General features: G+C 58.7%; 27 protein-coding genes. 10 read left to right on the top strand and 17 right to left on the bottom strand.

What is annotated here, in order from left to right:
- The first annotated feature begins 145 nt into the window (after positions 1–145).
- Positions 146–340 carry a DUF1127 domain-containing protein gene (locus ACR0MI_RS04870; protein ID WP_170612793.1) on the top strand — a complete coding sequence of 65 codons (195 nt, stop codon included), beginning with the start codon at positions 146–148 and terminating at the stop codon, positions 338–340.
- A 57-nt stretch (positions 341–397) separates the two neighbouring features.
- On the opposite strand, the gene ACR0MI_RS04865 is transcribed toward ACR0MI_RS04870, so the two are convergent.
- From ACR0MI_RS04865 to regB, 10 genes are all read right to left on the bottom strand, one after another.
- Entirely contained in the window at positions 398–760 is a 363-nt protein-coding gene (locus ACR0MI_RS04865; protein WP_170612795.1) for a Lin0512 family protein, read from the bottom strand.
- Complete coding sequence (locus tag ACR0MI_RS04860) at positions 757–1,107, bottom strand: Lin0512 family protein (RefSeq protein WP_170612797.1); 351 nt, start codon at positions 1,105–1,107, stop codon at positions 757–759. Before ACR0MI_RS04860 ends, ACR0MI_RS04865 begins: the two co-directional genes overlap by 4 nt.
- A gap of 269 nt (positions 1,108–1,376) precedes the next feature.
- The gene (gene trxA / locus ACR0MI_RS04855; RefSeq protein ID WP_170612799.1) at positions 1,377–1,697 is read right to left on the bottom strand and encodes a thioredoxin; all 321 of its coding nucleotides are present in this window, start codon (positions 1,695–1,697) and stop codon (positions 1,377–1,379) included.
- A 60-nt stretch (positions 1,698–1,757) separates the two neighbouring features.
- Positions 1,758–5,117, bottom strand: a complete 3,360-nt coding sequence (gene addA / locus ACR0MI_RS04850; RefSeq protein ID WP_170816844.1) for a double-strand break repair helicase AddA — start codon at positions 5,115–5,117, stop codon at positions 1,758–1,760.
- Positions 5,114–8,041, bottom strand: coding sequence for a double-strand break repair protein AddB (gene addB, locus ACR0MI_RS04845; protein WP_480440967.1), 2,928 nt, complete (start codon positions 8,039–8,041; stop codon positions 5,114–5,116). Before addB ends, addA begins: the two co-directional genes overlap by 4 nt.
- Positions 8,034–8,720: a nucleotidyltransferase family protein gene (locus ACR0MI_RS04840; RefSeq protein ID WP_170612805.1), complete on the bottom strand. Its 687-nt coding sequence runs from the start codon at positions 8,718–8,720 to the stop codon at positions 8,034–8,036. The genes addB and ACR0MI_RS04840 overlap by 8 nt, the downstream gene beginning before the upstream one ends.
- Positions 8,717–9,721 (bottom strand): phosphotransferase, encoded by a 1,005-nt coding sequence (locus ACR0MI_RS04835; RefSeq protein ID WP_170619065.1) that lies wholly within the window; start codon positions 9,719–9,721, stop codon positions 8,717–8,719. Before ACR0MI_RS04835 ends, ACR0MI_RS04840 begins: the two co-directional genes overlap by 4 nt.
- A complete protein-coding gene (tsaE, locus tag ACR0MI_RS04830) occupies positions 9,718–10,191 on the bottom strand; it encodes a tRNA (adenosine(37)-N6)-threonylcarbamoyltransferase complex ATPase subunit type 1 TsaE (RefSeq protein WP_170612809.1) in 474 nt (157 codons plus the stop codon). Before tsaE ends, ACR0MI_RS04835 begins: the two co-directional genes overlap by 4 nt.
- Positions 10,192–10,232: 41 nt before the next feature.
- Positions 10,233–11,741 (bottom strand): PAS-domain containing protein, encoded by a 1,509-nt coding sequence (locus ACR0MI_RS04825; RefSeq protein ID WP_480853782.1) that lies wholly within the window; start codon positions 11,739–11,741, stop codon positions 10,233–10,235.
- A 64-nt stretch (positions 11,742–11,805) separates the two neighbouring features.
- On the bottom strand, positions 11,806–13,203 hold the full coding sequence (gene regB, locus ACR0MI_RS04820; RefSeq protein WP_170612813.1) for a sensor histidine kinase RegB: 1,398 nt from the start codon (positions 13,201–13,203) through the stop codon (positions 11,806–11,808).
- A gap of 91 nt (positions 13,204–13,294) precedes the next feature.
- Here regB and ACR0MI_RS04815 point away from each other — a divergent pair, with 91 nt between their 5' ends.
- The 4 genes from ACR0MI_RS04815 to ACR0MI_RS04800 all read left to right on the top strand — a co-directional run bounded on the left by ACR0MI_RS04815 (position 13,295) and on the right by ACR0MI_RS04800 (position 15,652).
- Positions 13,295–13,915: an SCO family protein gene (locus ACR0MI_RS04815; RefSeq protein WP_170612815.1), complete on the top strand. Its 621-nt coding sequence runs from the start codon at positions 13,295–13,297 to the stop codon at positions 13,913–13,915.
- Positions 13,916–13,991: 76 nt separating this feature from the next.
- A complete protein-coding gene (locus tag ACR0MI_RS04810; protein WP_170612816.1) occupies positions 13,992–14,546 on the top strand; it encodes an ActR/PrrA/RegA family redox response regulator transcription factor in 555 nt (184 codons plus the stop codon).
- Between the two features lie 131 nt (positions 14,547–14,677).
- Positions 14,678–15,172, top strand: a complete 495-nt coding sequence (locus ACR0MI_RS04805; protein WP_170816841.1) for a lactoylglutathione lyase family protein — start codon at positions 14,678–14,680, stop codon at positions 15,170–15,172.
- Between the two features lie 84 nt (positions 15,173–15,256).
- Positions 15,257–15,652: a DUF805 domain-containing protein gene (locus tag ACR0MI_RS04800; RefSeq protein WP_170612820.1), complete on the top strand. Its 396-nt coding sequence runs from the start codon at positions 15,257–15,259 to the stop codon at positions 15,650–15,652.
- A gap of 28 nt (positions 15,653–15,680) precedes the next feature.
- On the opposite strand, the gene ACR0MI_RS04795 is transcribed toward ACR0MI_RS04800, so the two are convergent.
- Positions 15,681–16,274: an HD domain-containing protein gene (locus ACR0MI_RS04795; protein ID WP_170612822.1), complete on the bottom strand. Its 594-nt coding sequence runs from the start codon at positions 16,272–16,274 to the stop codon at positions 15,681–15,683.
- Positions 16,275–16,480: 206 nt separating this feature from the next.
- On the opposite strand from ACR0MI_RS04795, the gene ACR0MI_RS04790 reads away from it, so the two are divergent.
- Together ACR0MI_RS04790 and ahcY are read left to right on the top strand one after the other, a co-directional pair.
- The gene (locus ACR0MI_RS04790; RefSeq protein WP_170612824.1) at positions 16,481–16,795 is read left to right on the top strand and encodes a hypothetical protein; all 315 of its coding nucleotides are present in this window, start codon (positions 16,481–16,483) and stop codon (positions 16,793–16,795) included.
- A gap of 101 nt (positions 16,796–16,896) precedes the next feature.
- On the top strand, positions 16,897–18,285 hold the full coding sequence (ahcY, locus tag ACR0MI_RS04785) for an adenosylhomocysteinase (protein WP_170612827.1): 1,389 nt from the start codon (positions 16,897–16,899) through the stop codon (positions 18,283–18,285).
- A gap of 51 nt (positions 18,286–18,336) precedes the next feature.
- On the opposite strand, the gene ACR0MI_RS04780 is transcribed toward ahcY, so the two are convergent.
- Positions 18,337–18,984 carry a DUF899 family protein gene (locus ACR0MI_RS04780; protein WP_170612829.1) on the bottom strand — a complete coding sequence of 216 codons (648 nt, stop codon included), beginning with the start codon at positions 18,982–18,984 and terminating at the stop codon, positions 18,337–18,339.
- Positions 18,985–19,175: 191 nt separating this feature from the next.
- Between ACR0MI_RS04780 and ACR0MI_RS04775 the strand changes: the two genes are divergently transcribed.
- Complete coding sequence (locus ACR0MI_RS04775; protein WP_170612831.1) at positions 19,176–19,517, top strand: DUF2853 family protein; 342 nt, start codon at positions 19,176–19,178, stop codon at positions 19,515–19,517.
- A gap of 236 nt (positions 19,518–19,753) precedes the next feature.
- Here ACR0MI_RS04775 and ACR0MI_RS04770 read toward each other — a convergent pair whose 3' ends face one another.
- From ACR0MI_RS04770 to tsaD, 5 genes are all read right to left on the bottom strand, one after another.
- Complete coding sequence (locus ACR0MI_RS04770; RefSeq protein ID WP_170612833.1) at positions 19,754–20,797, bottom strand: ribonuclease E domain-containing protein; 1,044 nt, start codon at positions 20,795–20,797, stop codon at positions 19,754–19,756.
- A 440-nt stretch (positions 20,798–21,237) separates the two neighbouring features.
- Positions 21,238–21,660 (bottom strand): EVE domain-containing protein, encoded by a 423-nt coding sequence (locus tag ACR0MI_RS04765; protein ID WP_170612835.1) that lies wholly within the window; start codon positions 21,658–21,660, stop codon positions 21,238–21,240.
- Positions 21,660–21,929: a YciI family protein gene (locus ACR0MI_RS04760; RefSeq protein WP_170612837.1), complete on the bottom strand. Its 270-nt coding sequence runs from the start codon at positions 21,927–21,929 to the stop codon at positions 21,660–21,662. The genes ACR0MI_RS04765 and ACR0MI_RS04760 overlap by 1 nt, the downstream gene beginning before the upstream one ends.
- Position 21,930: 1 nt before the next feature.
- Positions 21,931–22,893, bottom strand: a complete 963-nt coding sequence (locus ACR0MI_RS04755) for an NAD(P)H-dependent glycerol-3-phosphate dehydrogenase (protein WP_170612839.1) — start codon at positions 22,891–22,893, stop codon at positions 21,931–21,933.
- Positions 22,890–23,987: a tRNA (adenosine(37)-N6)-threonylcarbamoyltransferase complex transferase subunit TsaD gene (gene tsaD / locus ACR0MI_RS04750; RefSeq protein ID WP_170612842.1), complete on the bottom strand. Its 1,098-nt coding sequence runs from the start codon at positions 23,985–23,987 to the stop codon at positions 22,890–22,892. Before tsaD ends, ACR0MI_RS04755 begins: the two co-directional genes overlap by 4 nt.
- A 169-nt stretch (positions 23,988–24,156) precedes the next feature.
- On the opposite strand from tsaD, the gene ACR0MI_RS04745 reads away from it, so the two are divergent.
- Positions 24,157–24,798, top strand: a complete 642-nt coding sequence (locus ACR0MI_RS04745; protein WP_480440975.1) for a uroporphyrinogen-III synthase — start codon at positions 24,157–24,159, stop codon at positions 24,796–24,798.
- Between the two features lie 55 nt (positions 24,799–24,853).
- On the top strand, positions 24,854–26,101 hold the full coding sequence (locus ACR0MI_RS04740) for a COG4223 family protein (RefSeq protein ID WP_480440977.1): 1,248 nt from the start codon (positions 24,854–24,856) through the stop codon (positions 26,099–26,101).
- Positions 26,102–26,108 lie beyond the last annotated feature (7 nt).

Below are 26,108 nucleotides of genomic sequence, written 5' to 3'. Positions count from 1 at the left end.
CAACCGCTTCCCGAAGTGCCTAATTGATATGCACAAAATGCATTGCGGGTTTACCAGACCAGCATTTGTGAGTCCGTGCCGGGCATACTAGATGAGGATCACAACCGACAACGGGTCGGCTGTTTCTGTTAGAAGGAATGCGCAAATGGCAACCACCGCAAACATCCATGCGCCGCTCGGAGCAGCTACCATCCTGCACGTAGTGGACGCATTCACCGGAGCTTTCGAAGCTGCCGCACAGTGGAACGAATCCCGCAAGACCCGCAAGGCGCTGTCAGTTCTGTCCGACGCCCAGCTGGATGATATCGGCCTGACCCGCGCCGACATCAAAAACCTCTGATTTCAAGGCAAGTCAGACCATGAGATGAGCCGCTCGACCGAGCGGCTTTTTTCTTTTTCAGGTCTGCACGAACTTTCCCGACTGATCCGGCAAAAAGGCCTCGATGGCGGCGGTCGCAACAACATGCCGGGTGCCGGCGTCGCTGTCTTCGATATCCAGTCCGCCCTTGACGGCGCGCACCTGCGCCCGCCCCCGGGGCAGATCGGCGGCGACCAGATCGCAATCCACCAGATCTGGGTTCTGAACGCCGATTGTCACCTGGACCCGCATTTCCGAGTGATCGATACCCAGCTTCGAAAACAGCGTGATCGAAGAATGATGCAACGCGTCCTGAACCGCCCGGCGCGCAGCCTTGGTGTAATCCTGACCGTACAGGTCATTTCCGGTTCCCATTTCCAGAATGATGCGTTTTTCGGTCATTGCGCAGGCTCCATATCGAAGGAAACGATGACGGCCGCGTTGGCGATGACCGTGCAGCCATCGGAATGCGGTTTGTCGATGTCCAGACCGCCACGCGTCACCGTGATATTGGGCTGCCCGTAAGGGAACACGTCTTTCAGAGCCTGAGTGTCGACCTTGTCCGGCTGCTGCACACCAATTTGCGCATCGATGATCATTGCTTGCTTTGGGAAATTAAACAGCTCGGCCATATTGACGGAGTTGTGCCACAATGCATCCTTGATGGCCCGCAACGCAGCCTCGGTATAGTCCTTGCGCCGCAAAGACGTCCCCATGCCGAATTCAACCAGAACCCGAGTTTTTGCCATATTTGACGACCCTCCTGTCAGACTTTTGGCCAGGGCACCCTGAAAACCGGATGCGCTAACGCATTGAAATACGCCCTTTCAGGTAAGGACAAGTGATGCAGGTGTTGTGCAATGGCCCTTTGGTGACAGTTGCGGGGCTTGGGTCAAATATCCAGTCGTGCGATGTCGGGCAGTCCAGGGAATACTGGTAAATTCGCAGCCCCTTCTAACCAGATGGCCAAAAAAAACGCCCCGCGGAAACGGGGCGTCTTCTGCCGAAATTCACAGGGTCAGATGGATTCGTCGATCCAGCTTTGCAGCGCCGCCTTCGGTGCCGCACCAGCGCGATTGGATACCACCTGACCGTCCTTGAAAATGAACAGGGCCGGAATACCACGCACGCCCATGGCGGCGGCAGCGTTCGGGTTGCTGTCCACGTCAACTTTGGCAATTTTTACCTTGCCGCCATATTCTGCAGCCAGTTCTTCCAGGGCCGGACCGATCTGCTTGCAGGGTCCGCACCATTCTGCCCAGAAATCCACTACAACGGGGATATCCGAATTCTTGACTTCGGCGTCAAAGGTCTCGTCAGTAACGGCAACGGTCGACATATTCTGTCTCCTGAATGGGGTAAACTCGGGCTGAGAACGTAGGGGCCGATGCAGGCAACGTCAAGATACGCGGGAGCGGGTCAGAGCATCTGTCACAAGATCGTGTGGCAGCCACATGAGCCGGGCGGTTCGGGTCCAAAGGATCGCGGTGCGGATAGTGCGCCCGGGATAAATCTGCGACAACGCGCAAGCATAGGCACCCATTTGGCGCAACAGGCCTTCGGGGCATTGCTCTGCAGTGTCAGGGACAGTGAAATTCGATTTGAAATCAATCGCCTGAACTTCGGCTTCCGTCACGATCAGGCGGTCAATGACACCGTGCATCCGTTGGCCGTTCAATTCGCCCGAGATCGGAACTTCGGCCAATGTATCTGGCGCAAACACCAAGGATAGCCGGTCGCAGGTCAGCACGCGCGTTGCCTCTGCCATCAGCTCCAGCCTCTCCGCTTCGTGCATATCAGGCAGTAGGCGGGCGCAAAGCTGAGCCCAGCGTTCCTGAGAAACGGATGGAAGGTGTTCGAGCAGCAAATGCAATTGCGTTCCGCGCAGCTTGGCGGCGTCTTCGTCCAGACCAGCATCACCGGGTAAAGCCTTGGCACCGCCCAGATCAGAAGGGCTTATTGTCTCCGCTGTTTTGGGTGCTTCCCCGGCGGGCCGCAGAAACATCTGCGGCAAGTCCGTCGTGCTTGCCACGTACTGCTCCTGTTCCGTCAGAGCCAGTCCGTCCCAGTCGCCATGCGCCAGCCTGAGTGTGTCTGTTCCCGGCAACCGGGTGGCGCCCGCCTGTTCCAATGCGCCCTTGACCATCTGATACCAACTGCCGTCCGCCGGCCCCACATCGCCCGCCGCAGCCACTATCAGCCACTTTTCGGCCCGTGTCAGAGCCACATACAGCAATCTCAGCCGTTCGCTTTCTTCCCGTTCCCGCGCCGTGTTTCGCGCCTGCGAGATCAGCACAGGCGATGCGTCCGAGGGGACTTTCCACAAGGGCAAATCATCCGCAACCATGATCTCGGCATCGCGTGGCGGTTGCCGCTTGCCGGTGTCCGGCAGGATCACGATTGGGGCTTCCAGCCCTTTTGAGCCATGAACGGTCATAACGCGGATCATGTTGCCCACACCACTCATCTGGCGCTTGATTTCCAGATCGTCGGTCTGCATCCAGACCAGAAATCCGGTCAGGCTGGGAATATCCGTCCGCTCGTAGGCCAGCGCCTGCGACAAAAGCGCGTTGATACCGTCCTCGGCTTCGGCCCCCAGACGGCCCAGCAGTTTGCACCGTCCGTCATGACGCGTAAGGATACGCTCAATCAGGTCATAGGGGCGCAGAAAGTCGATCTGAGCCCGAAGATCGTTCAAAACGGCACAGGTTTCGGGAAACTCATCTGCCCGCTTGCGCAGCGCCGCCCACAGAAACTCCTCGGAGCGGCGGTGCGCCAGATCAAAAAGCTGCTGTTCCGACCATCCAAACAACGGGGATTTCAGAACCGTGGCCAGTGACAGGCTGTCTTCGGGCGTGGCCAAAAAACTCAGCAACGCGGCAAGGTCCCTGACCGCCAGTTCCGCCCCGACCTTCAGCCGATCTGCCCCGGCGATGGGCAAGCCTTGTGCCTTGCAGGCGCGGATAATTTCGGCAAACAGGTCCGAGCGGCGCTGCACCAGGATCAGGAAATCGCCCGGTTCAATCCGTCGACGTACAAAGCTGCCTGGGTCTTCGCCATCTTCCGGAATGGTTTCACCACTTTCGATCATGCCCTTGATCGAATGTGCCACCTGTTCCGCCAGAATGACTGTGTGATGGCGTGCGCCGGGCCGGTCGACCGGATCGGTCCAGTCGCCGTCCTCTTCATCCTCGACCTTTTCCACGACCGGCCACAGATCGACGCGACCGGGAAGATCTGCCTTGAAGGCGCGGTGCAGCGAGTCCTTGTGAAACCCTGCATCGGTCTTGTTTTTAAACAGGATATCGACCAGCGTCAGAATGGCGCTGGAGGACCGGAACGAGAATTCAAGTGTTGAATCCTGCAGTTTAGAGCCTGATTCTTGAAGTTTTCGCCCAAATTCCGCCTGCATCCGGTCAAAGGCCTGCGGGTCGGCGCCTTGAAAGGAATAGATCGACTGTTTCTTGTCACCGACTACAAAAATTGTACGTTCGACCCCGGACCGGGCCCCTTCACCGCTGGTGAATTCCTGTGCCAGTTTTTCAACCACATCCCATTGATCCGGGCTTGTGTCCTGTGCCTCGTCCACAAGGATATGGTCGATGCCGCCATCCAATCGATACAACACCCATTCCGCCACGGCCGGATCGTTCAGCACATGGCGCGCGCGCAGGATCAGGTCATCAAAGTCCAGCCAGCCGCGCAATTGCTTGCGTCTTTCGTACTCCGGCAGAAAAGCGGACGCGAAACGATGCAGAACCCGCGATTTCTGCGCCGCCGTCAATGCAAGCCGCTTTTCCCGCGCGGCTTCGACACGCAGCATCAGCGCCTCAAGCTGTGGCATCCGGTCCGCAAGGGCGCCCTCGCGCAGAGCCTTGGTCGGGAAGCTGTTGGTTTTGGCGGCAAAGGGCTCCTTTGCGCCTTTTCCCGTCAGTAAAACGGATTCCAGTAGCGGCAGATTCCCAATCCGCGCCTCGGTGAATCCTGTAAGCTTGGCCGCCGCCTTGGCATTGTTGCCGCCGCTTTCGGTCAACGCAGGCAGTAGTGACTGGATCAAATCGACCTCACCGCCCAGAAAGACGCTGCGCGACAGGGCGTCGTCGTCGAAACCAGGCGGCAGGTCAAAGCGTTTCAGCAGCGCGTCCCAATCTAGATGATGAGAAAACAGGTGCCTCTTTTGCGCGATGGCGGCCGTCAACTTGTCGAAACCGGTATCCGTGACAAACCGGGCAATGTCTTCGACCAACCCGGATTGTGGATCTTCGGCAAAGTCTTCGATGATTTCTTCCCGCAAAAGGGCGGCTGCGCGGTCTTCCATTTCGGCAAACTGGGGGCTGACGCCAGCCTCAAGCGGGAAGCGCCGCAGAAGCGATGCGCAGAATGAGTGGATCGTCTGTATCTTCAACCCGCCAGGTGTTTCGATGGCACGCGCGAACAGGGTTCTGGCCTGCGCCAGCCGCCCGGGGTCAATGATGCCCGGAACCCCCAGTTCGGTCAGTTGCGCCAACAACTGGGAATCGCCCAACATCGCCCATTCGCCAAGGCGTTTGAACAACCGGTTCTGCATCTCGCTGGCGGCGGCCTTGGTGTAGGTCAGGCACAGGATATGCTGCGGCTGCACGCCGCCTAGCAGCAACCGGGCCACCCGGTCGGTCAGAACCCGCGTCTTGCCGGACCCCGCGTTGGCGGCAAGCCAGGTCGAGGCATCGGGTCGCGCGGCCTGCACCTGCCGTTCGGTTGCATCGTTGCAGGCTTTCATGTCAGGTCCTCGGGCACCGTTTCGTCAGTGCGATCCCATTCCCCGAACCGCGCCAGATGATCATAATCGCCAATATCAGTGTCCTTGTGCAGCATCCGATGCGACGAGAAGCCCTGATCAGGCTCTAAATAAGCGGAAATGAGCTCTTTCAGCTCGGCCAGAACCTTGTCGGCAGGTTCCTTGGCCAGCGGCGCGGGCACCTCTTTGTAGGTGCCGCCCATACCGATGAACACCGCCTCGGCCACTGGCAAGGGGTCGAATCCTTCGATGCCGCCCTGCTCGGCCATTGCGGCCTCGATGAGAAGCTGTTTGTCGAATTTGGCCTGTTGGCTTTCGGTCGGCGGCACACCGGTTTTGTAGTCGATAATGCGCAGGGCGCCGCGGCTGTTGCGATCAATCCTGTCGGCGCGCCCGGCGATCGTGAAGTCCAGCGGTGCAAGAACCAGCTTCATTGCCGTTTCGAAGGCCACTGGTCCGCCATCGCTTCGCCTCCCGGTTTCGGCAAGCAGGAACGCATCGGCGATCCTTTCCAGACGCGCCAGCCAAAGTTTCCGCGCAGTCGGCCACGCGACGTGCCGGTCCAGCAACGTTGCTGCGCGTTTGAGGAAGTTCTCGCGCGTCAGCAAGGCGGAATCCAGAACGCTATCTTCGATGAAATGTTCCAGGATTTCGTGAATGACGATGCCGCGCAACAACGCGTCCGGAGCCTGTACCAGTGGGTCCAGCGGCCTCAGCCGCAGCACGTGTTTGGCGTATATGGCATAAGGATCGCGGATCAGCCGCTTGATTTCGGTGACGCTCAAACGGCGCGGACGTGCGGCAACCGGGGGGCGTGGCGAGGGGCGATGCGCCGAAGCGATATCGGGCGCGCGTTCCAGCGTTTCGCTCCAACGCAAATAGCTTTGGCCGCGCGCCCGCATTTCGGACAGGGCATCGGGCCCACCCTGATCCGGCAGGCCCTGCAACAGGTTGGTCAGGCGGTTCAGCCAGCGCGACGGGACGGTTTCCGCGTCATCCGACCGGGTTGCCCGGGTCAGCCACACTTCGGGCGCGCCGACGGCCTGCTGGAAATCATGGGCTGACAGTCCAATGCGACGCTCGGGCAGCAGCAGATCGGCCTGACTACGCATTTGCCGGTTTAACCACGGATCAGGGGCGGCGGCCTCGGGCCAGCTGCCTTCGTTCAACCCGCCAAGGATCAGCAGGTCAGCGCCTTGCACGCGTGCCTCCAGGGTGCCCCAGATCATGATATGAGGGTGCGGCGCGTCCCGGTCGCGCACCTCTTCCGTTGCCAGCAACGCGCCCAGAAGATCGGCGAAATCATGGGCGTTCATTTGGCCGCCATATGGGGCCTCGTTCTCCAGCGCGGTCAAAACGGACAAGGCCTTTTGGCCAGCGTTCTTGTCCCATAATGTGCCTGGGTCGCCCTTACTGCCCGCAGAAATCGCTTCGGCAAGTGCGCGCAGGTTTTCCACCCATTCCGCCAACGGACGCTCACCTGCAACCACCTGATCGCAGAAATGAGTGGTGACCCAGCGCACCCAGTCGTCCGAAACATCCTTGCGGATCGCAAATGCACTCAGGCTGGTACTGTCGGGGAACGGCGGGCCGTACCGCCGCAGATCCAGTTCCAGATCGCGGGTATGAAGCAAATGCGCCCCTCGCTCGGCGCCATCATGACACAGCGGGTGTTTGAGCAGGGTCAGGAGGGCCTCACCTTCAAGTCGTCGGACGAACAATCCGGCAACGTGGCGCAGAAAACGGCCGGGCGGCGACAGTTGCAGGGGCAGGCCGGCGCTGTCATCCGGCAGGATGTTCCAGCGGTCCAGCGCGGCACTGACCTGACGGGTCAGCATTCGGTCAGGTGTGATCAGGGCGGCGGTCTGGCCGGTTTCCGCCGCCTCGCGCAACCGCAGCGCGATGGCCAATGCTTCGCCCCGGGGGGATGCGGCCTCGACAAGGGTCAAATCCTGTGTTGCACCGGCCAGATCGGTCAGTCGCGGGCCCTCTGTCATCCACGCGTCGGTGATGGGTGCCGGGCGTAATGCCAGTGAAATCAGCTTGTTGCGCGCGGGTGAGGGTGGCTGGTCGGCGGTCCAACTGGTGATTTGGCCGGGTGTCAAACCCAGCAGGGTCATCAGCTTTCGAAACCGAAACTGGGGGTGATCTTCCGAGGTCAGCGCCTCATCCAGTCCTTCCCAGACTTCATTCGGTTGATCGAAATCGAAGCCCGGAAGGATCAGCGCGCCTTGTGGCAGCCTTGCGACGGCTTCCATCAGCATCAGGGTCGTGCCACGCGATCCGGTTGACCCGGCAAGAATGATGGGGTGTTCGGGCGGGTCGTTCCGCCAGCGGTCAATCAGGTTATTGACGACGCGCCGTTGCCGTGCCTGCGCGTCCAGGGTGTCTTCGCCGGTGTTGATGAATCGATCGGCGATGCCAAAGAATTGCTGTGCGCGGGCCCAATGGCCGGACATGTCGCTGACATCCAGTTGCCGGATGGCGTCGGGCGAAACGCCTTCGCCCTGCATTTCGTCGATCAGGCTGGCCAGACTGTCCGCCAGATCGAAGATGGAAGACCTTGCCGCCAGATCGGGTTGTTGGTCCAGCAGTTTCGCCACCAGCTGGGTCAGTTCCAGTCGCCGACGCAGCGCTGGAATGGCCGGAGGCACCTGCGCCAGATCAACCGATTCCCCCAGATCTGTCACCAGCGAGATTCTTGGCAACAGGCAGGGCGGTCCCTGATCGAACAAGTCCCTCACGCGGCGGGCCATGCGGCGGGTATTCACCACCAGTTGCACCCGCGCCAGCGCTTCGGGCGGAAGATCCGCACTGCGCGCCCTTAACCCCTGCACCAGAACTTTTGGAAAGTCTGCCCCGGGCGGAACCGCAAAAACACGGGGCAGGATGCCGGGTTCAAACATTGTCCAGCAACCCTTCGGCCATTGCGATGCCTTCGGGGCGGCCAACGTCGCACCAGCGACCAGGATAGGTCAGGGCGAACAGACGATCCTGCTGTTGCATCTGATCCCACAACAGGTTCAGCGAAAAGGCCGGTTGCTGAAACCCGTGCAAACCGTCCGTTCGAAGGATCTGAGCACCCCCATATACCAGCCCTCCGCCGCGCGTGATGCGTCCTGTTTCGTCTGCCGCAAAATCGCCCGATCCAGAATGTCCGATTGTCTGCGCGATCGGAATACACATCAAAAGAGCGTCCATTCGGTCAGGGTCCCATGCTGCGCGCAGCAATGTCAGCGGGTTCGGCCCCGACCAGATTGCATCGGTGTTCAGAGTAAAGACCGGATCAGACCCTAACAAAGGCAAAGCCGCCCGCAATCCGCCACCGGTTTCCAGTATTTCTGGCGATTCCCGCGACAATAATACCCCCCGAGGAGCCAGGTGCGCCGCGAGCTGATCCGCATGATAGTGCAGATTGGCAACGACACGCTGAGGGCCAAGATCGTTAACCAGATCCAGTGCGTGATCGATCAGCGGTTTGCCGGCAACTTCGATCAGCGGTTTGGGCCGGTCTTTGGTCAATGCCCCCATACGGGTACCAAACCCGGCGGCGAACAGCATGACAGCTTCGGGCGGTCGGGTCATTGCGGTCTTAGCCTGGCCAGGTTTTCGGGTGTCGGCGCGGGCAGGGATTCGCGCACCAGATCAGCCACTGATACCAGCGCCGGGTGCTCGAGGTCCCGCATCAGATGCGACCACGTGGCCGGGATCAGATCGACATAGTGCGGTTTGCCATATTCGGTCGCCAGACGCGCGAACCCGCCCACAATGCGCAGGTTCCGCTGTGCCCCCAGAACGCTGTACGCGGTGCGGAAATCGTGATCATCCATTCCGGTTGCGGCGATGTACCGGTTGACCATGCGCATTTCGGTACCCGGCGAGACTGAACGGCGCACATCCTGCAACAGCGACATCAGATCGTAGGCGGGATGGCCCAGCATGGCGGTCTGGAAATCCAGCAAACCCACTTTGTGCAAACCGTCCCGATCGGGCATCCAGATCAGATTTTCTGCATGATAATCCCGCAACACAACAACTTTCGCGCCCGAAGTTTCGCGGTGCAGGATATCCTGGAACCGGCGTTCAAACAGGTCGCGTGCGTCTTCGTCATGCGAACCCAGAATACCTTGTGCATATTTGGTAAAGGACAACGCGGCCAGCTCGGTCATCAGCGAAGGCCCGTACGACGGCAAAGACAGTGTCGGCGCGTTGTGAAGATGGATCAGAACGTCGGTTGCGGCCTCATACAAGGCAAGTTCCTGTTTGGGGTTCTTTTCCAGAACACGGGCAAACAGATCGTCGCCCAGATCCTCGAGCAGCAGAAATCCGAATTCCATGTCTTCGGCATAGATTTCGGGTGCGTTCAGACCGTTTGACCGCAGATATTCCGCGACACGCACGAATTGCGCGACATCCTCGGCCTTGTCCGGCGGGGCGTCCATGAATACGGCCGTGCGCCCGGTATCCGGGTCTGTCAGGCGCTCATAACGGCGATTGGACGCATCACCTGCCAATGCTGCGCGTGAGGCGTTCGCCCAGGGTGTTTGCTCAATCAGTGCTTTGGCCAGCACTGCGCGGTTGGTCATGCAGCGGTCTCCAGTTTGGGTGCCCATTTCGGGTCGGACCAGGACAGGGTCAGGTGTCTTGTGTCGGGTAAATCAGGGTCGGTGCGAAATTTCAACGCAAGGGCCGCGTCAGGCATAAGCGGACCCAGTTTCTCGGGCCATTCGATCAGGCAGATTGCAGTGTCGAATGCCTCGGTCAGGCCCAGCTCCTCGATCTCTTCCACGGCACTTAACCGGTACAGATCGCAATGCCAGATTTCTCCGGCCGGGGTGTCATAGGCCTGAACCAGCGTGAAAGTCGGCGAGGGTACGTCTTCGGGTACATCCATCAAGGACTGGATCAGACTGCGGGCAAAATGAGTCTTGCCGCCGCCAATCTCACCTTCCAGCAACAGGGTGTCGCCCGGCGCCAAGCCGGCTGCGACCCGGGTTGCGAAGCCCGCAGTTTCTTCCGGCGAATTCAAGGTGATCGAGAGTGGGGTTCGTGTCATGGCGCCACAATGAACCTGCGCCCGTTCGGCTGCAACCCGGTTCAGGCGCTGATCTGTTGTCGCACCATAGGCTTGCTGACGGTTTTCCCGTCCGCAAAGCGCACGATGGTTGCGCCATTCTGCATCGGACTGACGGTGCAAAGGATGTGCGTTCCGTCGCGCATGAACAGCTCGCCGGACCATTCGGCCCGATTGTCTCGCATTTCAACAAAATCACGGATCTCGCCCAGCAAGGGCGTTGCAGCACAGCGTTGTTGCCATCGCCGTGTGACCTCAAGAACCGATTCCGGTTCGAATCCGGTCTGGCCTGTGTCCTGCCACAACACGCGATAGGCATCATTCGTGCAGGCCAGCGTCCCGTCATCGGCAAACACCGCAATTGCATCTGCGAGCTTGTCCAGGATCGATTGCATCAGGTCCATTTCCGAACGGAACCTTCGGGTCAACGTGATTTCCGCGGTGATATCCTCGAACAGAAACGCAACCGCCCCGTCAGGATGAGGCCGCCCGCTGACCGAATAGACGGACCCGGAGGGCAGAGACCATGTTTCCTGATAATTCCCGTCCTCGGCGGCTTCCAGAAGATCATTCATCTGGCGGCGCCAGCTGCGGTAATTCTTGGGTTCGGGCATCATGTGTTGATCGCGCAGTCGGTCAAAGAAACTTGACAGGCTGGGGCGGCAACTCAGGAAATCCGGGGGCAGGGTGGTCAGGTCGATCAGGGCCGGATTGAACAGGGCCAGTTGCCGGTTGCGGTCGAAGATGACCAGACCGATGGACAGCTGGGCAAAGGTCTTGGTCATCGTCTGAACGAATTTGCGCTGCGTGTTTTCGGCGGCGACAATGGCGTTTATGTCAACGGCATAGCACAGCCGCCCTTCGGCGTGATCGACCAGCGTCAGATCGAACCAAAGTTTGCTGTCACTTTCTTTGACGTCTGCAGAAACCCGGATCCTGGTATTCAGGCGCATATCATCGGCCAGCCTTTGAAACAGAGGGTCTGTTAAATCGGCGTCCTGTCCGCGCACTTTTCGAACCAGTGAAACATAGGCTGCGTTGCACCACCGGACGCTGGCCTGATGATCCAGCAGCCAAACCGGATAGGGGGCCTGATCCATGGCAAGTCGGATCGGGTCATTGGCGTCGCGTCTTACATGGGTGGGGGCATTGCACTGTTCCCGCAACTGAACCCGCACAACGCCGTCGATCCATTCACACACCACCTCGCGCCCGACCGTGCAATCGATCGCCGGGACCACCAGCGTCCCGGCGCTTCGGACGCAATCCGGCGTTTCGGGAAAGGTTGGGAAATCCCGATGCAGCAACCGGCGCAGATCGCCCCACTCGGCGACTTTGTCGAACCCTGTCAAAGCGATGTCCGAGTGGCTGATCAGGCGACTTTCGTCAAACAGGAAGACGGTGTCGAACAAAGACGAAGGCGAAGCCAGCCCGAAACTGGCATCGTATTGCGCCTTGCGGGGCAACAGCCACTGCACCGCGAAACAGGATGAAACCAGACTGATTGCGACAAGGATGATCCAGTCGGCCATATGATCTCCGACACCAGTAAAGTTGGGCCGGACTATGGTCTTGATTGGTTAACGGTTTCTTAACTCACACCTCGATCGGCTGGTTGAGCCCGGACGGTACCGGCGTATCCCCGGTCTGCGCGTCAATCAGGTTGCGCGGCCACGATACTTTGACGATGGCACCCCGCCGTTCGGGATTGTCGGTCAGCGACTGGTAGGGGTCGGAACCGTTGGCAAATTCCAGCTCCGCACCGCTGCGCTCAAGCAGGGTTTTCGCGATGAACAGACCCAGGCCCATCCCTTCGTATTCCGGGCGGGTCCGCTGATCGGTTTCGGTCCTGCGCCGCCGCATGAACGGATCACCGATGCGTCCGATCATCTGCGAGGGGTATCCGCGCCCGTCATCCATGATGTTGACGGTAATCCTGTCTTCGGTCCACTCGGCCTCGACCCAGACATTGGCGCGGGCGAAATCCACGGCGTTCTGAATCAGGTTGCGCAATCCGTGGATGATCTCGGGTTTGCGCAGGATCGAGGGCTGCTGGACATCGCCGCCCTGCGCCGGACCTTCGGCAAAATGCACTTGTTTGCCCCGGTTGATATGCGGCTCTGCCGCTTCAAAAGTGACGGTTGAAAGCGGCGCTTGGCGCAGATGCAGGTCGTCTTTGCCTGCCCGACCCATATTGCGCAGAATATCGCGGCACCGGTTGGCCTGTTCGCGGATCAGGGCCGCATCTTCTTTGAGATCAGGCCTGTCGTCCAGCTCTTCAAAAAGCTCGGAACTGGTCAGTTTGATTGTGGCAAGCGGCGTACCCAGTTCATGTGCCGCAGCAGCCACGACACCCCCCAGATCCGTCAGTTTTTGTTCACGCGCCAGGGCCATATGCGTGGCCGAAAGCGCCTCGGACATGGACTGCACCTCGGAACTGACCCGGTGCGAATACGCGCCAAGAAAAACGATGGCGATCACGATCGCCGCCCAGTTGCCGAACAGCAGGATATCGGGGATTCGTAATTCGAGCCCCAGATTGGTGCGCAAGGGTAGATGAAACTCGGCCAGCAGCGTGGTCAGGACGATTGCCACGGCCCCGACAATCAGGGTGGAACGGGTACTCATAACGCTGGCCGAGATCGTCACCGGGCCGACCAGCAGCAAGGCGAACGGGTTGTTCAGCCCACCGGTCAGGTACAACAGGAAGGCCAGCTGCAGCAGATCGAACAGCACCATCAGAAAGTTCTCAAACTCTGACAGGCGTTTGCTGCGGGGAAACAGAAGAATTGCGGTCAGGTTGCCCATGACCGAAACGCCTATGGCCAGGTAGCACAAACCGGCCTCGAGCTGCACATGATAGGTTTGCTGCGCCACGGTGATTGCCGTGATCTGCCCGACGATGGCGACCCAGCGCAACAGGATCAGGGTGCGCAACCGGATCCAGCTGCTGCGTTCCTGACCATGCCAAAATGTGATGTTGGAATCTGCCATGGGTCAATTATGTCCTATTGCACCGGTTCCTCATGTTGATAGGTGTCCCGACCGAAACGATCAACAACCCCTCTGGTATCAGGATAACGTCATGATCCGCCTTTACGCCATTCTCGCTACAGTCATTCTTGCCGTTGGATTGGGCACCGTCTGGCTGCTGGTGCAGGGTTCAGGGTCGGGCGACAAGTTTGCCCAATGCCGGTCCAGCCAGATCGCCGGCGGCGCAGCAGCCATTGGCGGACCGTTTGAACTGGTGAACGCGCATGGCGCTACTGTCACAGACAAGGACGTGATCACCGAACCGACACTGGTCTATTTCGGTTATACGTTCTGCCCCGATGTCTGCCCCTTTGACATGTCACGCAATGCCGAAGCGATCGACATTCTGGCCGAGCGCGGGCAGTCTGTGACACCCCTGTTCATCTCGATCGACCCGGATCGCGACACGCCCGAAGTGGTCGGGGATTATGCCTTTAACCTGCATGAACGGATGATCGCGCTGACCGGCTCGCCCGAACAGGTCAAGGCCGCCAGCAAGGCCTACAAGACCTATTACAAGGCGCAGGACAAAAGTGACGAGTATTACCTGGTCGACCACTCGACCTTCACCTATCTGGTCACGCCCGAGGACGGGTTCCTTGAGTTTTTCAAACGTGACGACACTGCGGAGCAGATTGCTGACAAGGTCGGCTGCTTTCTGGATCAGACGTGATCGGTTTGACCTTTGTCATGGCGCTGCTATGACTTAGTGCTAGGCCGAAGGCAGGAAACAGCGGAAAGAGCGGAATATGGCGGACAGTCCTCAGTATGATATCGGGCCCGATAAATCATTGCTTCTGGTCGATGATGACGAGCCGTTCCTGAGACGTCTGGCCAAAGCAATGGAAAAACGCGGATTCGAAGTTGAAACCGCAGGCTCGGTCGCGGCAGGGCGCGCCATTTCCACCGCTCGGCCCCCGGCTTATGCCGTGGTCGATTTGCGGCTCGAGGATGGCAACGGCCTGGATGTGGTTGAAGTGCTGCGTGAAAAGCGCCCCGACAGCCGGGTCGTGGTGCTGACCGGATATGGTGCGATCGCGACTGCAGTGGCCGCTGTGAAGATCGGCGCGACCGATTACCTGTCGAAACCTGCCGATGCTACCGACATCACCAACGCGTTGCTGGCCAAGGGCGACGAACTGCCCCCGCCCCCGGAAAACCCCATGAGCGCGGACCGCGTCCGCTGGGAGCATATCCAGCGGGTGTATGAACTGTGCGACCGGAACGTTTCCGAGACAGCACGGCGGCTGAACATGCACCGCCGAACGTTGCAGCGGATTTTGGCGAAGCGCAGCCCGCGTTAAGATCGAACCTAAGCTGGCATTCGCCCTTCTCTGGATGTGGAAACTCAAACAAGCGCACTATTTCGGAAGGTATTGGCAAGGGCTGCTGATACCCCTCCTCTTGTTTGCTGTTGAACGAGGAGTTTCCAAAGATGTCTGCACTAACATTTTCCCACATCGGAATAACCGTTCCGGACCTTGAAAAAGCGGTCGAGTTCTACTCCAAGGCCTTTGGGCTTTATGTCCTCATGGAACCCACCGAAGTGCTGCATGACGACAGCGCCATAGGCCAGATGTGTGACGATGTTTTTGGTGAAGGCTGGGGTTCATTCCGCATTGCCCACCTGTCGATGGGGGATGGAACCGGCATTGAACTCTTTGAGTTTCCGAACACGATCGAAGAGGAACGGCCGTTTGAGTATTGGCGTTGCGGTCTTTTTCATTTCTGCGTGCAAGACGCCAATCTGGAAGAGCGGGTTAAGATCATAGAAGAGTTAGGCGGAAAACAACGCATGAGCCAGATCCGAAAATACTATCCTGGCGAAAAGCCTTATCGAATGGTCTACATGGAAGACCCGTTTGGGAACGTATTTGAACTTTATAGCCACTCGTACGAACTGACTTATTCGGCGGGCGCGTACGTATAGGTTTGTCGGCGGCCGCACAGACGGCTGCATATCAAATAACAAGAAAAAGTGATATGTGAATACCGCCCAATTGCGGAGGGCGGCATGAATAATCTTTCGACGGCATTTCGGCGGGCACTGTCAAATTACGCCAACTTCCACGGTCGCGCTTCGCGCGCGACCTTTTGGTGGTGGGTCCTGGCCGTATTTCTTGTTCTTTTGGTGACGCGAATTGTCGATGGTGCATTGATCGCGCCGATGCTTGGATTTGGCGCGTTTGAACCGAGCGCGGGCCAGCCGCTCTCAGTTTTGGTGTCACTTGGGCTGTTGCTTCCCAATGTGGCGATCGGGGCCAGACGTTTGCACGACATCGGGCGAACCGCTTGGTGGTTATTGATTGCCTTCATTCCGCTGATCGGAACCTTGGTTTTGATCTACTTCTACATTCAGCCAAGCGAGAGTGGTTTAAACCAGTTTGGAGAACCTGACACTTTCCCTTGAAGTTCCAGGTGGAATACGGGGATTTGGGCTACAGTTTCTTTAAAAGTTCCTCGTGACGCGCAGAATACGCCCGCCGAACCTCAACCGCCGGGCGCAACCGGATTTCCAAACCTTCTATGACCGCCCTATCCGGTCGCCCAAAGAACTTCGTCGCCTCAGCCTCGGAAAACCCCGCGATCTGGGTTGCCTCCATCCAGGCGCTGATCTTGTCGGCCTTTTTGATCTGCCGTTTCACTGTTTTCGGCACCTCGGCAGGCAGGCCGAACCGGATGTGGATGGCCGCAGCCAGTCGATCATCCAGCGCGCCGTAATCCGGACCCACGGCGGATTTCACCGGGGAAATCATGTCTCCGATCACATATTCGGGCGCATCATGTAACAAAGCAGCCAGCCGCCATTTTGCCGGTGCCTTGGGGACAATCCGGCCAAAAAGCTCTTCGACCAACAGCGAATGTTCGGCCACGGAATAGGCGAAATCTCCGTCCGTCTGCCCGTTCCAGCGGGCCACAAACGCAAGTCCGTGGGCGATATCTTCGATTTCGATGTCCACGGGCGTCGGATCCAGCAGATCCAGACGCCGACCTGACAGCATTCTCTGCCATGCCCGGGGTTGTGTTGCCATAATACCATACCTCTCGCGACCCGCCGCGATTGCGCCTCATTTTTAGGGTATGATGTACCTGTCTGGATCACTGGCTGCCAACGTTTTCTTGAGCATTCGTGCTTTGAAGGAATGACAGTCAATCCCGACATAAAGAACTGAGGGGGGCACGCGCTCCTCCCGGTGTGCCCCTCTCGTAGCGAAACCCGTAACGAAAGGAGCTTGTCATGTTCAAGCGATTGTTCTCAATAGCCCTGACATTCGGCATGGCCGCGACAGCGCCGCCGGTGTTGGCCCAAAGCTGCGCAGTGCGCGAACACGTGATTTCCAATCTGCAGGACAAATATGCCGAGGAACTCGCCTTTGGCGGTTTGCAGAAATCGCGCGGTGCGCAATCGGTCATGGAGGTCTGGACCTCAAAGGAAACAGGCAGCTATACCGTTCTGGTGACACAGGCCAATGGCATTACCTGTATTGTCGCCGTTGGCACAGATTTCTTCGAGGCGATCCCGATTATCAAGCCTGAGGGTACGCCAAGCTGATTTTGACGGCATAACTCCCTGTTTCCGGCTATCCAAGTTGCCACCTGCATAAAGGAATGCTAGGGCACTCCGGTTCGTGATTTACCGGAGTGGAGTACCTGATGGCCGGGGACTATATCGTCAAAGACATTTCATTGGCCGGGTTTGGCCGCAAGGAGCTGGATATTGCCGAAACCGAGATGCCGGGCCTGATGGCCTTGCGTGCGGAATATGGCGAAGCCAAGCCGCTGAACGGTGCGCGCATTGTCGGTTCGCTGCACATGACCATTCAGACCGGCGTTTTGATCGAAACGTTGGTTGCGCTGGGCGCCGATGTGCGCTGGGCATCGTGCAACATCTTCTCGACCCAGGATCACGCAGCCGCCGCGATTGCCGAGGCGGGTATACCCGTCTTCGCCATCAAGGGGCAGACACTGGAAGAGCACTGGGATTATCTGGACAAATCCTTCCTGTTCGAAGATGGCCCCAACATGATCCTGGACGATGGCGGCGATGCGACGCTGTACATCCTGCTGGGTGCCCGTGCCGAAGCAGGTGAGGACATCATCCCTGTGCCGTCTTCCGAAGAGGAAGAGGTGATCAAGAAGCAGATCGCCAAGCGCATGGCCGCAAGCCCGGGCTGGTTTACCAAGATGCGCGACCAGATCCAGGGCGTGTCCGAAGAAACCACCACCGGCGTGAATCGCCTGTATCAGCTGGTGAAAGACGGCCATCTGCCGTTCCCGGCGATCAACGTGAACGACTCGGTCACCAAGTCGAAGTTCGACAACAAATATGGCTGCAAGGAATCGCTGGTCGACGGCATTCGCCGCGCCACCGACACCATGATGGCCGGCAAGGTCGCCGTGGTCTGCGGATATGGCGACGTAGGCAAAGGTTCGGCGGCTTCGCTGCGCGGTGCAGGCGCCCGAGTGAAAGTCACCGAAGTTGATCCGATCTGCGCGCTGCAGGCCGCCATGGACGGGTTTGAAGTGACCCTGCTGGAAGACGAAGTTGCATCGGCAGATATCTTCATCACCACCACCGGCAACAAGGACGTGATCCGCATCGAGCATATGCGCGAGATGAAGGACATGGCCATCGTCGGCAACATCGGCCACTTCGACAACGAAATTCAGGTGGCCAGCCTGAAAAACCACAAGTGGACCAACATCAAAGAACAGGTGGACATGATCGAGATGCCCTCGGGCAACCGTCTCATCCTGCTGTCCGAAGGTCGCCTGCTGAACCTCGGCAACGCCACCGGCCACCCGTCTTTCGTGATGTCGGCCTCGTTCACCAACCAGGTTCTGGCGCAGATCGAACTGTTCACCAAGGGTGACCAATACAAAAACGAAGTCTACATCCTGCCCAAGCATCTGGACGAGAAAGTTGCGCGCCTGCATCTGGACCGGATCGGTGTGAAGCTGACCCAGATGGACAGCGAGCAGGCGGCGTATATCGGCGTAAAGCCGGAAGGCCCCTACAAGCCCGAGCATTACCGCTACTGATTGCGGCGAAACTCAGGAAAACGGCGGTCGATCCGGCCGCCGTCTTTTGTTTCAGCGTAGTGGCGGCATGAAATCTCCGCGACCCTGCGGTGTGAAATCCAGGATGTTCCAAAGCGGCCATGCCGCATCTATGTGCCGCGGATGCCAGTCGCTGGGCTCAAAGAACAGCTCGGATCCCCAAAAATGATGAATTCCGTCCTGATCCCGTTGAAACACGTTCAGGATCGGCAGTTGATTACCGTCTTCCGTTTCAGCCAGATAGTCACGCTGGTATCCCGTACCAAGCGCTGAAAACAAGGGCAGGTCATTCCAGCCCATCTGCGTCTTTAACGCTGCCAGCTTCTGAGGCGTATTCTCGGCTACGACCAGAATCGATATTTTCCTTCGGATATGGGTGACTTGCCCGTTCAGCCCATCCAGAAATGCCGAACACATCGGGCAAGGGCTGGTGGCATTCGGCCCGTACATCAGAGAATAGATGGCAAGTGTGTCATGTTCCCCAAACAATGAAGACATCTTCGCGGCTTCACCGTCCAGCGACCTGAACGCATAGTCGTCTGGTACTTGCCCGCCTTTTGGCAGGCTGCGACGCATGGCTGCGACGGATTCGATTTGCGCTCTTAGCTCGGTTTCAGCCATCAACAAAGCATTCCTGGCATTGCGATATTCGGGACTTTCGTTTGGCAGGGATACGGTCATTGTTACCTCCGCTTTCATTATTTAACATATATGTTAAATTAAAGCTGCATTTCGATCAACCCCTGCTCATCCAATGGCGTTTACCTTAGGGGGGAAAGCGCGGTTTTTTTCCCTTTGTGCAAATCTCCACGCCCGCTACCGTATGTGCTGTGCTGAACGGACAGGACATGAACATCTAACAGGAGACGAAAATGGGAAAACGCGACGACCTGATCGCCAAGTATGCCGATGACCTGAAATCCAAATGCGGCATGGACCCGGACATGGACCTGCTGACCAAGGTTACGATTGGATGTGGTCCCGCCATTTATGACGCAGACGCCGCGACCGTGGCTGCCAGCCAGGAAAGCGAGCTGGAAACAGTCAAAAACAATTTCCTGATCAAGAAACTTGGCCTGCCCGATGGTCCGGAACTGATGGAAGCGATCAACAAGGCCATGGAAACCTATGGCATGTCCGAGCGCAACAAATACCGTGCTGTCGTCTATTACATGCTGACCAAGCATTTCGGCAAAGAGTCGGTCTACGGCTGATCCCGGATTCCGAATCTGATTGCGCCTGAACGGGAATCGACACCCGCTGATCTTACGGCGGGTGTGCATAGTTTTACTTATATTCTAAACACTTGATTGTTGAACGACCTGCAAGAAACCGGGTAGGTTCAGTTCAGGACCAGGACGGTCAGAGCCAAGAATTCTATACACGTGTGGTGAGTTGGGAGCACGTGGGGTAGGGAAGGTTCTGCATCGTCGGAACCTTCCCGCATATTTCAGTTTGCGCCGCCTAACAGACGGGCGATGAACTGGTCAAATCTGGTTTGTTTTTCGTCGCCGTCGCTTTTGCTGCTGCCGCCGCCACGTCCAGCCAGATACACCTCAATGCGGCCGGGCCTGGTTTTCACGTTGGAATCCGTAAAGTCTCGGGAAATTGCTCCCAGGGCTTTCGCAGTCAGTGCCGCCATTTCCGCATCGTTCGGGTGATAGAACCGAACCTGGGTTTCCTTGACCGAATATCCCACCCGGGCTGACGCCACCACATTGGCTTCACCGTCGGCCAGAACTTTCAGCGCCACGTTTCGCGCATCCTCTGACACTCGGGTCGGCACAATCAGCGCGACCTCGATATCCAGTTCAGGTCTTGAATCAGGCAGTACTTCATCGGGCAATGCAGGCTCGGCAATCGTGCTGACTGGCGGATCAGGGTTCAACGCCACCAAGCTGACCTGCGGTTCATCGGGCAGGTTTTCAACCTCTGCTTTTGCGACTTCCGCATCATCGATAACTGCGTCTGGGGCTGCTGCATCTTCTGCAACTGCATCTTGAACCACTGGGTCTTCAACAACTGCGTCTTGGATAACTGCGGCATCTACAATGGCGTCTTCGACGACCGGGGTTTCGACCACGACTGCTTCGACTTGATCGGTCGGGGGACTCTGGTCTTCCTGAGGCGCAGGCACGCTTTGCGCTTCTTCAGACAGGGCAGACAACTTGGGATCCGGCTGTGCAACACTGTTGGAAAAGGCAGGGCTCCCTCGTTGAAGGGGCATCAGTTCCGCCCCGGGAAGGTTGATGCTGGCCACTTGGCTTCGCGGGTACACCTTTTTTCGGGAGGCCGGCGGTTCAGTTGCAATAGTGTCCGGTGCGGCAATCCTGACCGGAGGCTCATTCTCGCGGGCAGCAACCTCAGCAGGTAGTTCAGGATCGCCCAGCGCCGCGTCCAGAATGGCTTCATCTTCAGCGGCCTGAGACCATTTGGTGGTGACCTTGGCGCCGCCCCATTGCAGGGCCGCGCCGCATGTCATTGCGATAAGCACAACAAGCAGGAGCCTTGTCGTGCCGCGATTGCGTTTCTTATTTGGTCGAATTTCAGGATGAACAGGTTCAGGAACCGCTGGATCGGGCGCAGGTTCCGGGATCGCCTGCACAGTATCCTTTGATCGTGCGACAGCTGGAATTTTGGCTACGCCATTCCCGGGGGCTGACCCATTCGTACGCGCCAGCGCCTTTCGCCGCTGCTTTCGCGCCTCTTCAAGTCGCGCCTCCCAATTTTTTGGGTTTCGCGGCCTGGACTTCCCAGTACTGCCTCTGGCGTCAGACATGGGCTCAGACTTTCGAACAAGATCAAACTATGAACAAACAACACCAGAAATTAAGGTATCGCCAAAACCACAACCGAGATGCCCCCAACAGGCGAATTCCATTGGGTTATAGCATTTTAGAGGTCGCTTGAGAAGGTTTAGGCCCAAGACGCGTTTCAATCAGGGCGGGTTTGCCCCAACGCGCAAATGGCGTCCCATTCCGATTCCGTGACCGGTTGCACGGAAAGTCGGGAGTTTTTGACCAAAACCATTTCGGCCAGACGCTCATCCGACTTGATCCGTTCCAGAGTGACTGCAGTCTCGAAAGGGCGAACGGTTTTGATATCTACGCATTCCCACCGGTCGTCATCCGTCGTGCTATCGGGGTGCGCCTCGGCACAGACTTCGACGATGCCGACAATGGCCTTTTCCTTCTGTGAATGATAGAAAAAGCCGCGATCGCCTAAGGCCATCTGACGCATGAAATTGCGGGCCTGGTAGTTGCGCACGCCGTCCCATTCCTCGCCCGTCTCGCCCTTGGCGACCTGTTGATCCCAGCTCCAGGTGGAAGGTTCGGATTTGAACAGCCAATACGCCATCAGCCAATGACCTTCTTCCAGGGAACCAGTTCGACCGATTTGAACAACCCGGCTTTGGCATAGGGGTCGTTGTCGGCCCAGCTTTGCGCGGCCGCCAGATCTTCAACTTCCAGAATGATCAGCGAACCAATCATCGCGTCGCCGTTCAGAAGCGGACCGGCCTGTGCCACAACGCCGGTTTCTTCGATATAGGCCAGGTGCGCAGTACGATTGTCCAGCCGCGTTTGCAGCGCCCCGTCCTTGTCGCGGGCGATCAGAGCGATCAGCATATTATTCCTCCTTCAAAGGGCGATTGAGCAGCGATTGAATCGCCTTGGTTACACTGTATTCACCATGGCTGAGTTCCGCCACTGTTGTACTGATGGGCATGTCCAGCCCCTCGGCCCGGGCAATGTCGGACATGGCTTTTGCGGTGGCCACACCTTCCACTGTTGTTCCGGGGTCGAAACTTTCGTTTCGACCCAAACTAAGGCCAAAACGATAGTTTCGCGACAACTCGGATGAACATGTCAGGACCAGATCCCCCAATCCCGACAGGCCCATCAAGGTCTCGGGCCGTGCGCCGCGCATGGCCGCGAAGCGCTGCATTTCCGCGAACCCCCGTGTCATCAGCGCCGCGCGAGCACTGTCGCCAAGACCGGCGCCGATACAGGCCCCGCAACCGATGGCCATCACGTTCTTTAGCGCCCCACCCAATTCGGCGCCGATCAGATCAGTTGTCCGATACAGGCGCAGGTTGGTCGTTGTAAGCGCGTGTTGCAGGTGCTGGCCCGATTCATCCTCATCGCAGGCCAGTGTCAGCGCAGTGGGCAAGCCGCGCGCGATGTCGTCGGCGAAGCTGGGACCGGTCAGCAAAGCGGGTCTTGCATCGCGGGCGGTCTGGCGGGTGACCGAAACCGGTCCAAGCCCGGTTGTCAGTTCAATCCCCTTGCAGCAGGCCACAAGCGTCTTGTGCCGCAACAAAGGTGCATGTTCCGTGATGACTGCGCGAAGCTGCTGCATGGGTACGGCCAGCAACAGAACATCGTTGCCGGCAGCGACTTTGATATCCGACGTCACGGCGATATTCGGGCCGAGCTGAATGCCGGGAAGGCGTTTCGCGTTCTCGCGCCCGTCCTGCATGGCCCGCGCCTGATCCTGCGAGTGCGACCACAGCGTCACAGGCCCATTCCCGGCAAGTGACACGGCCAGCGCTGTACCAAACGCGCCGGAGCCTAGGACCGAAACGCTCATGCTTTGGCGCCCTTCTTGCCACTTCCCAGCATGGCCGGGCTGGTTTGGTCCAATGGCCACCGCGGGCGGGCGGTCAGGTCCATTCCGTCAAGTGCGCCACTGCGGAACCGTTCCAGCCCGGCATAGGCGATCATGGCCGCGTTGTCCGTGCACAGGTTCATTGGGGGTGCCGTGAACCGGGCGCCGGTTTCCGCGGAAACAGTTTCTAACGCTGCTCGAATTGCCCTGTTGGCCGCCACACCCCCTGCCACTGCAATTACAGGTTCAGATGGCTTTTCGCCGAGATAGTGGGTAATCGCCCGACGGGTCTTTTCCGCCAGAGTATCGACGACGGCCTGTTGGAAGCCCGCGCACAGGTCGGCGCGATCCTGACGGGTCAGGCCGCCTTTTTCACTTACGATCTGGTCCCGCATGCGCATCAATGCAGTTTTCAGGCCCGAGAATGACAGATCACAGCCCGGACGATCCAGCAAGGGCCGGGGAAAGCGGAACCGGTCCGGGTTGCCCATACGGGCTTCAGCCTCGACCGAGGGGCCGCCGGGTTGCGGCAGTCCCAGCAATCGGGCGGTCTTGTCGAACGCTTCCCCTGGTGCGTCATCGATCGTGCCGCCCAAACGGGTGAATTGGTCAGGGCCATGGGCGATCAAATATTGGCAATGCCCGCCCGACACCAGCAGCATCAGGTAGGGAAATGCAATGCTGTCCGTCAGGCGCGGTGTCAGGGCATGCCCGGCAAGGTGGTTGACCCCAATCAGGGGTATGCCGGTTGCGGCACTCAACCCCTTGGCGCACATGACACCCGAGATTACCCCGCCAATCAGTCCCGGGCCGGCGGTCACCGCAATCGCGTCCATATCGCGAAGGTTCAGGCCGGACTCGTTCAGGGCCTGCGCCACGCAAACATCCAGCTTTTCAGCATGGGCCCGCGCGGCGATCTCCGGCACGACGCCGCCAAAGGCACTGTGAAGCTCTGTCTGGCCATGCACGACAGAGGACAGGATTTCGGCCCGCGCACCCTCCGTCTGGCGCACCACGGCGGCGGCCGTATCGTCGCAGCTGCTTTCCAGCCCCAGAACGGTAAGTGTTTGCACCATTGGCCTGATCCGTTGCATCATGATTGCAAAGCGGGGTATCACCCTGCGCGGACGCAAACAATCCCAAGGCCGAAGGCGCCGATAGTTGTATTTGTTGATGACCCGCCCTCATGCCGCATCCGAAAGGTTTGTTGCGCAGTTGCCAAACCGCGTCAGATCGCGGGTTCAAGTGATTTACTCCCCGATTCTGGATATCAGGCCGCTTGCCGTTCAGGTTGACACAAAGGGAATGCGCGGGTTGATCTTCACCTCCGCAAACGGGGTCAATGCAGCGGCGTCGCTGGGCGTAACGCGGAACCTTCCCGCCTTTTGCGTCGGTCCCGCAACAACGTCCGCGGCCCTGTCCGCAGGATGGACTGCCCGGATGGCGGGGCAGACGGCAGAGGAATTGATGGGAAATCTGCTGCAAATCAGGCCGCAGACCCCATTGCTGCACATTCGGGGCGAACACAGCCGGGGCAATATCGCCGAGCGGCTGACCGAATCCGGCCTGACCGTGCATGAGCAGCTGGTCTATCAGCAAAAGCTGCTGCCGCTGTCGTCCGAGGCCGAGGAAATTGCGCACAACGATGATCCGGTCATTGCGCCGTTGTTTTCCCCCCGCTCGGCGCGACAATTTGCCGATATCTGGTCCGGTTCTGCCCCTTTATGGCTAGCGGCAATCAGCGAAGCGACGGCTGAACCGCTTTATGCATTGGACTATGCCCGGCTGAAGGTTGCGAAACAACCGACGCCCGGGAAAATGCGGAAAGCCGTGAAAAAGCTTGTGAAACACGCGATGCGGGTTGAGGGAAAAGAGAGCACGGATTAACTTGGTCAGGTCTGTTGTTCAGGATTTTTTTGGAATCGATAAGGGGAATGTGACGGTGGCTGGTAAAAAGAAATCCGATCAGGAGCCGGAGAAAGACCCTAAGTCGGAAGATATTGCCGACAGCGTCGAAACTGAAGCCACGGATCAACCGGATAGTAAGCCCCTTGACGCGGCTGACCAGCCGAACGACGTAGTTTCCGAAGCCGAAGCCGAAGCCGAAGCCGAAGCCGAAGCCGAAGCCGAAGCCGAAGCCGAAGCCGAAGCCGAAGCCGAAGCCGAAGCCGAAGCCGCCTCTGCGCCGGTTGCAGAAAAAACTGTCGAACGGGTTGTGGAAAAGAAGAGTGGGTTCGTGCCGGCCCTGATCGGCGGCGTGGTCGCGGCGGCTGTCGGCTATGTCGTGGGCAGCGGGTATCTGACCAATGGCTCGGGTTCAGAAGACGCCCTTTCCGCGCTTGAGGCGAAACTGGCCGAACAGTCAGACCAGATTGCGGAGCTTTCGAAATCTCTTGCAGACGCCCCGGATGTTTCCGGTCTTTCCGATCAGGTAACTGCCCTGGCTGACAAGCTGGCCCCGGTCGAAACGGATCTGGGTGCCCTGAAATCCAGTGTCGACACACTCAGCAGCAAGGTTGCTCCTCTGGACACCCGCCTGAGTGATCTTGAAAGCAACGCTCTGACCCAGGGGGCATCTCAGGAAACATCAGCTGCCTTCGAGGCTGAGTTGAAAAAGCTGCAGGATTCCCTGGCCGCACAGCGCGCCGAGGTCGAGAAGATGGTAAGCGACGCACAGGCGCTTGAGGCGAAAGCTTCGGCCGAAGCACTGGCTGCGACCAACGCAGCGATCGTGTCGCGCCTGCAGGGTCAACTGGATGCGGGTCAGCCTTATGCCGATCTGGTGGCCGAACTGACAGCCAACGGCGTGGATGTGCCTGACGCCTTGTCGGGTCCATCGGACAAGGGTGTGGACAGCCTGTCCAGCCTGCGGGCCTCGTTTGATCCGGCGGCCCGGGCGGCGCTGGCGGACGCTCGTGATGCGGACAAAGGTGCGGGTGTGATTGCATTTTTGCAGCGCCAGACCGGCGCCCGGTCAGTTACACCGCAGGATGGGGACAGCCCGGACGCGATCCTGTCGCGGGCGCAGGCCGCTTTGGCCAGCGGGGACCTGCCGGCGGCGCTGAATGAACTCAAATCCCTGCCTGAAGCCGGACAATCGGCAATGGCAGACTGGGAACAGGCGGCTCAGACACGGGTCGCCGCTGTAGCCGCCGCAAATGCGCTTCAACCAAGCGCAAACTCGAACTGAAGGGCCT

Source organism: Ruegeria sp. D4, assembly GCF_056534475.1.
Note: the sequence above shows the minus strand (reverse complement) of the source record. Positions and strands in the feature narration are given on the sequence as shown.